General features: G+C 43.4%; 9 protein-coding genes, 1 pseudogene and 1 other annotated feature. Of the genes and pseudogenes, 6 read left to right on the top strand and 4 right to left on the bottom strand.

What is annotated here, in order from left to right:
* Positions 1-44: 44 nt before the first annotated feature.
* The 3 genes from hemL to ysxE all read left to right on the top strand — a co-directional run bounded on the left by hemL (position 45) and on the right by ysxE (position 4395).
* Positions 45-1334 (top strand): glutamate-1-semialdehyde 2,1-aminomutase, encoded by a 1290-nt coding sequence (hemL, locus tag ABOA58_RS19345; RefSeq protein WP_350299624.1) that lies wholly within the window; start codon positions 45-47, stop codon positions 1332-1334.
* A gap of 475 nt (positions 1335-1809) precedes the next feature.
* On the top strand, positions 1810-3237 hold the full coding sequence (locus ABOA58_RS19340; protein ID WP_350299623.1) for a LysM peptidoglycan-binding domain-containing protein: 1428 nt from the start codon (positions 1810-1812) through the stop codon (positions 3235-3237).
* 87 nt (positions 3238-3324) lie between these two features.
* Positions 3325-4395, top strand: a complete 1071-nt coding sequence (gene ysxE / locus ABOA58_RS19335) for a spore coat protein YsxE (RefSeq protein ID WP_350299622.1) — start codon at positions 3325-3327, stop codon at positions 4393-4395.
* A gap of 57 nt (positions 4396-4452) precedes the next feature.
* On the opposite strand, the gene ABOA58_RS19330 is transcribed toward ysxE, so the two are convergent.
* Positions 4453-4644: a hypothetical protein gene (locus ABOA58_RS19330; protein WP_101222799.1), complete on the bottom strand. Its 192-nt coding sequence runs from the start codon at positions 4642-4644 to the stop codon at positions 4453-4455.
* Between the two features lie 225 nt (positions 4645-4869).
* Positions 4870-5096: a binding site (T-box leader), on the top strand.
* A 43-nt stretch (positions 5097-5139) separates the two neighbouring features.
* Between ABOA58_RS19330 and ABOA58_RS19325 the strand changes: the two genes are divergently transcribed.
* Positions 5140-7791: a valine--tRNA ligase gene (locus tag ABOA58_RS19325; protein ID WP_350299621.1), complete on the top strand. Its 2652-nt coding sequence runs from the start codon at positions 5140-5142 to the stop codon at positions 7789-7791.
* A gap of 49 nt (positions 7792-7840) precedes the next feature.
* On the opposite strand, the gene ABOA58_RS19320 is transcribed toward ABOA58_RS19325, so the two are convergent.
* A complete protein-coding gene (locus tag ABOA58_RS19320) occupies positions 7841-8683 on the bottom strand; it encodes an ATP-grasp domain-containing protein (protein ID WP_350299620.1) in 843 nt (280 codons plus the stop codon).
* The gene (locus tag ABOA58_RS19315) at positions 8652-9593 is read right to left on the bottom strand and encodes an ATP-grasp domain-containing protein (RefSeq protein WP_350299619.1); all 942 of its coding nucleotides are present in this window, start codon (positions 9591-9593) and stop codon (positions 8652-8654) included. Before ABOA58_RS19315 ends, ABOA58_RS19320 begins: the two co-directional genes overlap by 32 nt.
* Before the next feature lie 98 nt (positions 9594-9691).
* Here ABOA58_RS19315 and ABOA58_RS19310 point away from each other — a divergent pair, with 98 nt between their 5' ends.
* Positions 9692-10981 carry a bifunctional folylpolyglutamate synthase/dihydrofolate synthase gene (locus tag ABOA58_RS19310; RefSeq protein WP_350299618.1) on the top strand — a complete coding sequence of 430 codons (1290 nt, stop codon included), beginning with the start codon at positions 9692-9694 and terminating at the stop codon, positions 10979-10981.
* A 16-nt stretch (positions 10982-10997) separates the two neighbouring features.
* Here the strand turns inward: ABOA58_RS19310 and ABOA58_RS19305 are convergent.
* Positions 10998-11309, bottom strand: a pseudogene (locus ABOA58_RS19305) (transposase); the annotation flags it as partial.
* A gap of 556 nt (positions 11310-11865) precedes the next feature.
* On the opposite strand from ABOA58_RS19305, the gene ABOA58_RS19300 reads away from it, so the two are divergent.
* Positions 11866-12618, top strand: a complete 753-nt coding sequence (locus tag ABOA58_RS19300; protein WP_350299617.1) for a prepilin peptidase — start codon at positions 11866-11868, stop codon at positions 12616-12618.
* Positions 12619-12667: the final 49 nt, after the last annotated feature.

Raw genomic sequence — 12667 nt, 5'->3', positions numbered from 1 at the left:
TGATATAAAAAATATAACCTGTAATGGAAAAAGGGGATTGAATCATGCGGTCATATGAAAAATCGAAAAAAGCGTTTGCCGAAGCAAAAAATTTGATGCCAGGCGGCGTGAACAGCCCGGTGCGCGCCTTCAAATCTGTGGACATGGACCCCATATTCATGGAGCGTGGAAAAGGCTCAAAAATGTATGATATCGATGGAAATGAATATATCGACTATGTTCTTTCATGGGGACCGCTTATCCTGGGTCACACGAATGACCGTGTCGTGGAATCATTGAAAAAGGTAGCGGAGTCAGGTACAAGCTTTGGAGCCTCGACGCTGATTGAGAATGAACTGGCCAAGTTGGTTATTGAACGAGTGCCTTCGATTGAAATGATCCGTATGGTATCTTCAGGTACCGAAGCGACGATGAGTGCACTAAGGCTGGCACGAGGCATTACAGGCCGTGATAAAATCCTGAAATTCGAAGGCTCCTATCATGGCCATGGCGATTCCTTGCTGATCAAGGCGGGTTCCGGCGTTGCGACATTAGGTTTACCGGATAGCCCGGGAGTACCGGAAGGCATCGCAAAAAATACGATTACCGTAGCATATAATGATCTAGCTGCGACCAAATACGCATTTGAACAATTTGGCGAAGACATTGCCTGTATCATCGTAGAACCTGTTGCAGGGAACATGGGTGTGGTTCCGCCACAACCTGGTTTCCTCGAAGGCTTACGTGAAGTGACGACCCAATACGGGGCTCTATTGATCTTTGACGAAGTTATGACAGGGTTCCGTGTCGGCTATAATTGTGCACAAGGCTATTTTGACATCGTACCTGACCTGACTTGCCTTGGGAAAGTTATTGGCGGCGGCTTGCCTGTAGGAGCATTCGGAGGCAAGCGAGAATTCATGGAACAAATTGCCCCGAGTGGGACAATCTATCAAGCGGGAACATTGTCGGGTAACCCTCTTGCCATGACGGCCGGCCTTGAAACGCTGAGCCAATTGACTCCAGAATCTTATGATGAGTTCACCCGAAAAGGGGACATGCTCGAAAAAGGTATTGGGGAAGCAGCGGAAAAGTACGGAGTTCCCCATACATTCAACCGTGCCGGTTCCATGATTGGACTTTTCTTTACGAATGAAGAAGTCGTAAACTATGATACAGCAAAAACATCCGATTTAGAGTTCTTTGCTTCTTACTATAGGGAAATGGCGAATCAAGGCATCTACTTGCCGCCGTCACAGTTTGAAGGTTTATTTCTTTCCACTGCACATAGTGATGAAGATATCGAAAAGACCATTACAGCGGCAGAACAGGCTTTTGCAAAATTAAAAAAATGATGCAAGGCTTCATGAACTACCGATATATTGAATAATGATAAATTTGAACTGGCTACCATTTTCCAAAAACTTTTGGAGAAAGGCAGCCAGTTTTTTTGAATTCAATCAGTACGTGGAAGGTCGAATTAAATGTTGAAGGTCGAATTAATATGGTGCTAGGTCGAAATAAATGGCGAAAGGTCGAATTAAAATGGAGATAGGTCGAAATAAATGGCGAAAGGTCGAATTAATATGGAGATAGGTTGAAACTATTGAGTGGTAGGACGAATTAAAATAGAGATAGGCCGAAATAAAATGGTTTCAGGCCGATTGATACAATTTAGCCTGAAAAATTTGAATCCCTTCTTTTTAAAAGGTTCAGGAAATATAAGGTCTCGAGTGTGGCATATGAAATTAAGGAATAATCATCTTCCTTCCTTCATAGATTGATATTGGTATAGGTACCGTTTCCTGAAGCTGAAAGGAGGAGTTGTTTTTGTCGCAAGAAAATGAATCGTATTTACGATTTTCTTTAGAGGAATCCGTTTGGTTCCAGAAGGGACAGGAAGTGGCTGAGCTATATTCCATTTCGCTTGATCCAAATGTGACGATTCAAGAAAGTGATCAATATGTTTTTATACGAGGCTCGTTGGATTTAAGCGGTGAATATAAAGACTCGCAAAATGGTGAAGAAGAGGAGTTTTCGCAGACCTTTTTGCCAAAAGCGGTTCAAAAGGTCGAGAGGCATCTCAATGGACTAAATGAGTTCACACACCGTTTTCCGGTTGACATAACGATTCCGAATAATCGGATTGCCTCATTGGATGAGGTCGATGTCTCGATTCAAAGCTTTGATTATGCCCTGCCAGAGCATAACTGTTTGAAATTGCAGGCGGATCTTTTGATAACCGGAATCTATAATGATTCATATGTCGAAGAACGGTTCGATACGGAGCAGGAAGTTGGGGAAACAGAGGAACAAGAAGAAACGGATGGGGAAAATGAGTCGTATATTCCTTATGCGGCAGCAGTGCCGCCGATCCCGGACTTTCAGCCTGTTTTCCGTGATGAGGAGGAAGAAGAGTTATACGCGCCCTTTTCTGCAGAGTCAAAACGAGTTTCTGAAGTAAATGAAGAAGAAGAAGAGGAACCGATTTATTTAAGCGATCAGCATAGTGCCCCAGTTTTTGAAATTCCCGTTTCACCATATCCTGAAGAGGAGGAGTGGGAAACGGAAGTGCATAGACAGGAAGAAGCTGAAGCTGTAGAGGAAGAAGTTATTGGAGATCCGTCTGACCCAACGGATAAGGTACCTTCCATGGAAGAGGGGAAACTGGAGGAAGAACCAAGCAGGCAGGATCCAGTGGAGAAGATAGAGATTCCTAGAGTGACATTGAAAGAAGAAGTAGAAGAAGAAGTAGAAGAAGTAGTAGAAGAGCCAAGTCAAGCAGCCAATCATCAAAATAGCCCTGTTTCCAAAGAAACCGAGGATGTCATACGGCAGGAGGAAGATGGCGTTGCAGCGGGTCCTATTCTAAATGAACATGTAAAGGTGGAGCAGGAAGAGGAATCCAATTCGTCCTTAAGCGATCTATTCAAAAAGAGGGAAAGACCCGCGCCTCCGGCTAAGGAGGTTAAGAATTTCAAAGGCAGGAAACAAGCCGCGGAACGTGATGATAAAGAAACGGCCGATCATGGTGAGAAGCAGCCTTCCATCATGGATTTATTCGGACGGAAACAGGAAGAAGAACTGGTAAGGATGAAAGTTTGCATTGTTCAGCAAGGGGAAACGCTTGATGATTTGGCTCAACGATATGATGTTACGGTTCAATCGATACTTTTCAGCAATGAATTGGAGTCGAATCAAAACGTTCATGAAGGGCAAGTCATCTATATACCGAAGGCGGTTGCATATAAGAATTGATCGGGACAGAGAGCAGAGCATATGGTCTGCTCCTGTTTTTTAGGTGCTGGAGAATCTTTAGTTTTTTAGAGAAAGTGAGTGAGTCTCGTGAGGGAAAACGAGAATCAGCAGCCTGCCAATCGGAATCGGGACACGGAAACCGTATTGAAGGAATATGCCATGTATGTACAATATATCGAGGACTTCGGGCGTGTGAAAAAAGTATACAGTGATCGCGGTACATTTGCCTTGAAATCGATGTTACCCCAGAACGGCATTGATTTTATCAAAAATGTTCAAAAACTATACCATCGCGGCTATAATCGGATCGTTCCGATTTATCAAACGATGGATCAGCGTTACGCCGTTCTGCATAATGGCCGTTTGTATTACCTGATGCCCTGGCTCAATAATGAGGGGGACGGGGAGCGCGATGAAAAACATAAGCAAATGTTCAGGGAGCTTGCTCGGATGCATACACTTTCCGTTAAGGAAATACAAGTGGATATTGAGGAAAGGGAAGCCCATTATGAGCGGACGCTTGATGTCTGGAATAACGAGAAGGACTTTATGGATGAGTATATTGTCAGCTGTGAAAAGAAGTGGTATATGTCTCCATTCGAAATGACGGTTTGTTCTTTCTACACTGATATTTCACAGGCGCTGAAGTATTCGATCAAGAAGTTTGAAACCTGGTATGAAAAAACGAAGGAAAGTGAAAAGGTTCGAACCGTGGTCACGCACGGAAAGGTTTCTTTGAAGCATTTCGTTTATGATGAGCGAGGGTATGGCTACTTCATCAATTTTGAGAATTCGAATACGGCTCCGCCGCATTTCGATTTACTGCCATTTCTCGTTAAATCGGCCAGGACCTATCCTGTCCAATGCGATGACTGCGTTGACTGGCTATATAACTATTTTCGTTATTTTCCGTTGAAGGAAGAAGAATTGCTGCTCATGCAAAGTTATCTGGCATTCCCTGGATCAGCTTTGGAATTAGTGAAGAGTTATTCCGATGGCAGGGTCCATCGTTCAGAGCTTGATAATGTTACTCAACTGCAGCGGCAATTTTGGCTTCTGAAAAATATTGAATATATGGTGATGAAAATCGAAGAGATCGAACAGCAGAAAAAAGCTGCTGCAGAGGCTGCCAAAGAAGAACAATCACCTCCAAGCTAAATATACATGATTGGATCATCTCCAGTCATGTATATTTTTTTTGCTGTAAGGGAATAATTAAATCCATTCGAAATATAAAGACATGGCCAGGAAAATAAATGCGATTAGCAGGAGCATATCGAAGAAAGTCGGAAAAATCAGTGTGCGTAATCCTTGGAATACGATAAAGGGGACGATGAACTGCTGGCAGACACCGCGGAATTTCTTCATCCAAGGCGGTAAAGTATAGGGAGTATATCTTCGCTTCATATTATTACCTTCCTTTTTAGGACTTCTTATATAATATGGGTGGGCAGTGGAAAAGGTGATAAACCATCACATTTACTGTTCCTGGAGGATAAAATAAAGAAAACGACCTTGAATGTATCAAATGGGATGATTCCTGGGAAAGTAAGCGAAAAGATGATTGACTGGAGCCCCATATTTTTTGTACTATATACTATATGCATTCAATGAATTTACATATGAATATAAATCAATGCAAAGACCGGAAATAGTAAGATGATATGCACTTTTCAGAGAGGAAACCAAATTGGTGCGAGGTTTCCAGGCAGCAGCATCCGAAGTCGTCCGTGAGCAGTCTTCGTGAACCTCTTAGTAGCGAATGCCGGTGAAGAGCCGTTATCCGATTTGAGAGCCGAAAAAGTTTTTTCTTTTTCGGAAAAAAGGTGGCACCGCGAACAACTTCCTTCGTCCTTTTATGATGATGGAAGTTTTTTTTATGCCTAAAAAGGAGGAAATGATATGGAAGAAAATCAAATTTCTATGCCGACTAAATATGATCCGCAGACGATAGAGAAAGGCCGCTACAAATGGTGGCTTGATGGAAAGTTTTTCGAAACGACGGGTGATGATAAAAAAGAACCATATACGATTGTCATCCCGCCGCCTAACGTGACAGGTAAGCTTCATCTTGGCCACGCTTGGGATACGACACTTCAAGATATTTTGACACGCATGAAAAGAATGCAGGGCTATGATGTTTTATGGTTGCCGGGCATGGACCATGCCGGTATCGCCACTCAAGCGAAAGTAGAACAGAAACTTCGTGCGGAAGGCGTGAGCCGTTATGACCTAGGACGTGAAAAATTCGTAGAAGAGACATGGAAATGGAAAGAGGAATATGCGAGCCATATCCGTGAACAATGGTCAAAGCTGGGTCTTGGACTTGATTATACACGTGAACGCTTCACTCTTGATGAGGGGCTTTCAAAAGCTGTGCGCGAAGTGTTCGTTTCGCTTTATAACAAGGGCTTGATTTATCGCGGCGAATACATCATCAACTGGGATCCATCGACGAAAACGGCGTTATCCGATATCGAGGTTATTTACAAAGATGTGCAGGGCGCATTTTACCATATGAAATATCCGTTGGTTGACGGATCAGGTGAAATTGAAATTGCCACTACCCGTCCAGAAACGATGCTTGGTGATACTGCTGTTGCTGTACATCCTGAAGATGACCGTTATAAACACTTGATCGGCAAAATGGTCCGCTTGCCAATTACAGGCCGGGAAATCCCGATTGTCGGTGATGATTATGTCGATATGGAATTCGGTTCAGGCGCGGTCAAAATTACTCCGGCTCATGACCCGAATGATTTCGAAATCGGGAACCGTCACGATTTGGAGCGCATCCTTGTCATGCATGAAGATGGCTCGATGAATGAAAAGGCTGGTAAATATGAAGGCATGGACCGGTTTGAATGCCGTAAACAAATCGTCAAAGACCTTCAGGAAGAAGGAGTACTCTTCAAAATCGAAGATCACCTTCACTCAGTCGGCCATTCAGAGAGAAGCGGTGCTGTTGTTGAACCATATCTTTCGACGCAATGGTTCGTTAAAATGCAGCCGCTGGCTGATGCATCCGTTGAGCTTCAAAAAGGATCCGATGAGGAAAAAGTTCATTTCGTACCGGATCGTTTCGAAAAAACGTACCTGCATTGGATGGAAAATATCCGCGACTGGTGCATTTCCCGTCAGCTTTGGTGGGGTCACCGCATTCCAGCCTGGTACCATAAAGAAACAGGTGAAGTGTATGTAGGTCACGAAGAGCCTGCGGACGCTGAAAACTGGGAACAAGATACGGATGTTCTGGATACATGGTTCAGCTCGGCATTATGGCCGTTCTCGACTATGGGCTGGCCTGATAAGGACAGTGTCGATTTCCAACGTTACTATCCAACAGGGGCACTTGTGACAGGCTATGATATCATTTTCTTCTGGGTATCGCGGATGATTTTCCAAGCTCTTGAGTTCACGGGTGAACGACCATTTGAAGATGTGCTGATCCACGGTCTCGTTCGTGACGAACAGGGGCGCAAGATGAGTAAATCGCTTGGCAATGGTGTCGATCCGATGGATGTAATCGATCAATACGGTGCCGATTCACTGCGTTACTTCTTGTCTACTGGCAGCTCGCCAGGACAGGATCTTCGTTACAGCACGGAAAAAGTGGAAGCGGTCTGGAACTTCTCCAATAAGATTTGGAACGCATCCCGTTTTGCTTTGATGAACATGAATGGCATGGCTTATGACGAAATCGATTTAAGCGGTGAGAAGTCTGTAGCCGATAAATGGATCTTGACGCGCTTGAATGAAACGATTTCCAACGTAACCAGACTTGCGGACCGTTATGAGTTTGGTGAAGTGGGCCGTGTACTATACAACTTCATTTGGGATGACTTCTGTGACTGGTATATTGAAATGGCGAAGCTTCCGTTATATGGCGAAGACGAAGCAGCGAAGAAAACGACGCGCTCGATCTTGGCTTATGTACTGGATAACACGATGAGATTGTTACACCCGTTCATGCCTTTCATTACCGAAGAAATCTGGCAGAACCTTCCGCATCAAGGTGAGTCCATCACTGTTGCCGCTTGGCCGGAAGTGAATGAAGGATTGACAGATACAGCTGCAGCCGAGGAAATGAAGCTGCTTGTTGAAATCATCCGCTCCGTCCGTAATATCCGTGCTGAGGTGAACACACCGCTAAGCAAAAAAATCAATTTGATTTTAAAAGCGAAAGATGAGTCAATCTTAGAGACGTTACAGAAAAACAGCAGCTATATCGAGCGTTTCTGTAATCCTGAACAATTGACGATCGGAATCGAAGTCGAGGAACCTGCTCAAGCGATGACAGCTGTCGTAACTGGCGTAGAACTGATCCTTCCGCTTACAGGACTGATCAATATCGACGAAGAAGTGAAACGTCTTGAAAAAGAACTCGACAAACTTAATAAAGAAGTTGAGCGCGTACAGAAAAAATTAGGCAACGAGGGCTTCGTCAAAAAGGCGCCGGCAAGCGTCATCGAAGAAGAACGTGCCAAGGAAAAAGACTATAGCGAAAAACGCGACTCTGTAATCCACAGGATTAGCGAACTGAAACAACTGTAAAACAAAAGGATGAACCAGCTTATGCCGGTTCATCCTTTTTTGTATTTCGTTAGGAGGATATTCTTTCTTTTATGAATGTAAGGTACTCCGATACGATATTCATATCACTTAGTGCACTCAATGTCCGGCTGCCGACGACATCCTCGATTTCGTTAAGCATGAGGCTGCCATCTTCGGCAAATATGAAATCGATACCGACCAGGCCGAAATCAAACGACCTCATTACTCTTTCAACAAGGGCTAATTCAGCTGCAGATAGCTCATATAGTGAAGCCGTTCCGCCCAGCGTATAATTTGCCTTGAAACTTGAAGCGGATTCCCTAAGTACAGCAGCCTTCACTTTTTTTCCAATTACAAATACTCGGATATCTTTACCGAATAAGCCAGGTTTTTGGACTATCCAATTTCCATCATTCAGTTCGGCAAGATCATCGGCATGTTGTATTAGATATACTTGTTTCCCGCCGCGTCCACTTGTTTCTTTAGCAATGAAAGGGAACTCCATGTCATCGGCACTCGGCCTTCCGTTACAATATACGGTATCGGCCATTGGAATCCCAAGCGAGGACAAATATTGATGCGTCTTTGCTTTGTCATTCGCGATTTCCGATACGAAGGAGGAGTTAAAGCAAGCAATCCCCAGTTGCTCAAGTTGCTTTGTAAAAAAAGGATCGATGGTCCGGACGATAGCGAAGTCTGGCAATGAAATTGGCTGCGTCTCATGTTCCACGTACAACTCGTTGAAACGATGACCGATCCTAAGGTCTTCCCGAAAGTGAAAGTGTAAATCAAGATCAAGCTTACTGGCTTCGTCAAGCATCCAATCTATGTATCCTTTGTTTTTTAAGGCATCCTCACGGTTATAAATCAACCAGCCTGCTTGTTTTTTCATCAGATGCACTTCCTTTTCCTAATTCTTTCAAGATATAATCGAACATGCTATCAGCGATGTTGATGCCTGTACATTCATAAATATTCAGCAAATGCGAATTCGAATTCACTTCGCACAAAAGCGGACCTTCTTCACCGAACAACAAATCGACGCCAGCGAAGTCGGCACCCAGAATTTGCGCACATCGGATGGCAAGTTGTGCTTCTTCACTGGTGGGTATATATGGAGCAGCCTGCCCTCCGGCAGTCATATTAGCTCGGAAGTCTTGCTCCGAATGGCGTTGCATCGCTGCTATGATTTGATTGCCCACGACATTCACACGAATATCCCGACCTTTACTGTGCTCGATGAATTCCTGGAGTATAAATGGTTTGTGGCCAAGATTACGGATTGTCTTTAGTAACTCATCCTCTGTTTGGATCAAATATACTTGTTCCCCAAAAGAACCGTATGCTTCCTTAACGATAAGTGGATACCCAAGTTCATTGCCGATTTGTATAAAAGCATCCATATTGACCCTTTCAATCCCTTCGTACGTAAAAGGGGGAAATAAGGTTTTCGGCATCGGTATGCCATGCCCGGTCAATGCTTGATGTGTTTTTGCTTTGCTGTCGCAAATATCGATCGCTTTACTACTGTTATAAACGGGGATGCCGAGCAATTCCAAATGGCGTGCCAAATGAATGTCTTTATCCATGAACAGAACAAAATCAGGAAGCTTATCAAAAGCTCCTTTAAGCAGTGGCACTCCTTTTTCGATTATGGGAATGAGATCTGAATTACGGATAAGGGTTGCCGTGATATCTTTCCTTTCAGCCGCCTCTTTAATGAACAAAGCTAAACTGGAAAACTTATCATGCTGTAAATAGCCGTTAACGACAATCCAACAGTGGAAATCTGAAGGTTTCATGGTAAAACACTACCTTTCATCTAGGTTAATCGATCATATATTGATAAAATAATCTTAACGCATTAGAGCGGTATAAAGAAAGAGGAGGCACAACGATAATGGTAACAACCATGAAAGAAATCAATCATTTTTTTGAACGGCGCCAAGTTCAATTGGGCATGAATTTTGGCCTATCACGGATGGAAGCATTGTTAACTGAATTAGGTGACCCGCACAAGGGGCTAAAGTATATTCACATTGCAGGATCTAACGGGAAAGGATCAACACTGCAATATATTAAAGAAATCCTGCTTGCCCAAGGGATTCGGGTCGCTTCCTTCACATCACCTTATTTAATACGGATGAATGAACAGCTCAAGATTAATGAAGATGAAATCAGTGATAAGGATTTTATCGCTGTCTTCCGGGAGCTTTGGCCGATTATCCAAGAGATGGACAGTAAAGGGGACGGTCCTACTCAGTTCGAAATTTTGACTGCGGTGGCATTTTCTTATTTTAGCAAAAAGGAAGTGGATTTGGTTTTGATGGAAACCGGTTTGGGAGGCAGGCTCGATACAACGAATGTCATCCAGCCGTTTCTTTCGATCATTACCTCGATTTCTCTGGAACATACGAACATCCTGGGTAACACACTTGGGGAAATTGCTTTTGAGAAGGCGGGCATCATTAAAAGCGGGGCGCCGATCATCAGCGGAGTCATAGCTGGGGAGCCAGCAAAAGTAATTGAAGAAAAAGCGTCATCATTAGGCGTACCTTATTACAAATTAGGTAAAGACTTTCATATAGGGAATATAAAGCAAAGTGAACGAGGGCAAAGTTTCTCATTTTCGCTTGCCGACAGGTCCATCGATAATGTGGAAATGCGGATGTTAGGGCGTCATCAAATGGAGAATGCGGCATTGGCCATTGCTGCTGTCACATTAGGAATGGAAAATATCGATGAAAAAAGCATCCTTAAAGGAATAGGCGAAGCGAAATGGGATGGCCGCTTTGAAAAAATATCGGATGAGCCGTTGGTGATCATCGATGGTGCACATAATCCTGCCGGCATCGACGTGCTGAAGAAAACGCTAAAAGTGCATTACCCCGACTATAAGTACCGATTCGTATTCAGTTCATTTAAAGATAAAAATTATTCCGAGATGCTTCATGGACTGGAAACGGAAGCGATGGAAATCATCATTACCGAATTCGACCATGAACGGGCGGCGGATGCGAAAACGCTTTATGAAAAATGCAGTCATCCAAATAAACGTATAAACAAGGATTGGCAGGCGGCGATAACGGAAGGCAGAAGGAAAACAGGGGAAAAAGAGATTCTTGTCATCACAGGGTCGCTTCATTTCCTTTCACTTGTGAGGGAGTTCCTAATCAGGGGAAATGCCTAAAGTGATGTGCATTACCGTAATGAGGCACTTTATAATGGAAACCACAGCCTAAGAACCAACGGTAAGCCATATTTGTTTCAACTTCTTCAATTGCTTTATGCATTGAACGAATACCGAGGGTAAATTGAATGAAAGTCAGTTTGGTCAATATAACTGGATCAATACTTGGGCTTCCTATCTCTGAATATATATCTTTCACCAAATCATAAATGAAAGTGAAGTCAATGGCAGCCTCAATTTTACGAACCAAATGATTCGCGGGCACCAGTTGATCTAAAGTAATCATTTCAAGTTGGTCTCGCTGAATAGAATTATGTTTCGAAAGCATCCTCATCACCTCAAGTTTTAATAGTTCTATTTTAAAACAAAAAAGTCTATAGGCAAAAGGAGTTCCATCTAAAATTTTAAACATAGTTGATTGGAACGGAAGGGGCGAGACTCCTGCGGGAATAGCGAGTCCAAGGGAGACCCCACAGGCGCAAGTGCGCCGAGGAGGCTCCCGGACCGCCCGCGGAAAGCGAGTGCCCTACGTTCCAATCAACGTCCAAATTTGTACAAGCCAAAAAAAACTGTAGACAAAATCGATTTTCATCGAGTTTGTCTACAGTCTGAAAGGACCTTTTCGAAGGTCCTTTTCTCTTGTTAAAGAGCCTCTTGAAAAGAAAAAACTCCAATAGAGTGATTGATAACAAATCACCAAGTATATTTGTTAAAATATGTTTATATATTGATTCTACATGATTGATGAATAGTAGGATCTACTTAATGAAATGACGGGAGGAATGAATAATCATGAAGAACCCCAGTGATGATTACATAGCGGAAGGGACTTTTATATCAGGGTTTCAAAGAAAGGCAATCGAATCCTCATGCACTTTGTATAAATGATGGCTATCCATATCTATCTCTTCGTATTGGGCTTAATTTTAGGCTCATTCTTTAACGTTGTCGGTTTAAGTGTTCCAGCAGGTCATTCATTTGCGAATCGTCGCTCCGCCTGCCCTTCTTGCGGGCGTACATTGACATTCTTCGAGTTGATACCGGTTATTTCTTATATGTTGCAAGTCGGTAAATGCCGGGGCTGTAAAGCAAGGATTTCCCCCCTTTATCCGGCCGTGGAAATGCTGACCGGTGTTTTGTTTACCTCTGCTCCGATATTCCTTGGCTGGTCGAGCGAACTCTTGGTTGGCTTGACATTGATTTCATTATTTATGATCATCTTCGTGACTGATGTCGCCTATATGCTCATACCCGATAAAATACTGCTTTTCTTTACGGTGATTTTTATCGTTTTAAGAGTCTCATTTCCGCTGTCGCCCTGGTGGGGGTCAATTGTCGGGGCCGTGGTTGGCTTTAGCCTGCTGTTATTAATCGCAGTAGTGAGTCAGGGTGGCATGGGTGGCGGTGATATCAAGCTGTTTGCAGTGATTGGCTTTGTACTGGGAATGAAGATGGTGCTGTTATCGTTTCTTTTTGCGTGCTTTTATGGGGCATTGCTTGGCATCATCGGATTGCTGACCGGAATCCTTAAAAAGAAAACACTTATTCCTTTCGGACCGTATATCGTTTTTGGGACATTGACTGCTTATTTTTGGGGCGATTCCCTTTTACATTGGTATGTAACTTTTTTAAGATGAGCTTATAGAACCATCCTAATTCAAGAGGAATTTGTCAAAAATCACCTGA

The sequence above is a fragment of the Peribacillus frigoritolerans genome, assembly GCF_040250305.1.
Classification (GTDB): Bacteria; Bacillota; Bacilli; order Bacillales; family DSM-1321; genus Peribacillus.
This window is presented reverse-complemented; position numbering and strand designations above follow the sequence as displayed.

What these genes read in the sequence shown, in the direction of transcription:
- ABOA58_RS19330 (WP_101222799.1), bottom strand. Translation starts at nt 4,644, where the DNA reads ATGAAGCGAAGATATACTCCCTATACTTTACCGCCTTGGATGAAGAAA.
- ABOA58_RS19300 (WP_350299617.1), top strand. Translation starts at nt 11,866, where the DNA reads ATGATGGCTATCCATATCTATCTCTTCGTATTGGGCTTAATTTTAGGC.
- ABOA58_RS19325 (WP_350299621.1), top strand. Translation starts at nt 5,140, where the DNA reads ATGGAAGAAAATCAAATTTCTATGCCGACTAAATATGATCCGCAGACG.
- hemL (WP_350299624.1), top strand. Translation starts at nt 45, where the DNA reads ATGCGGTCATATGAAAAATCGAAAAAAGCGTTTGCCGAAGCAAAAAAT.
- ABOA58_RS19315 (WP_350299619.1), bottom strand. Translation starts at nt 9,593, where the DNA reads ATGAAACCTTCAGATTTCCACTGTTGGATTGTCGTTAACGGCTATTTA.
- ABOA58_RS19320 (WP_350299620.1), bottom strand. Translation starts at nt 8,683, where the DNA reads ATGAAAAAACAAGCAGGCTGGTTGATTTATAACCGTGAGGATGCCTTA.
- ABOA58_RS19310 (WP_350299618.1), top strand. Translation starts at nt 9,692, where the DNA reads ATGGTAACAACCATGAAAGAAATCAATCATTTTTTTGAACGGCGCCAA.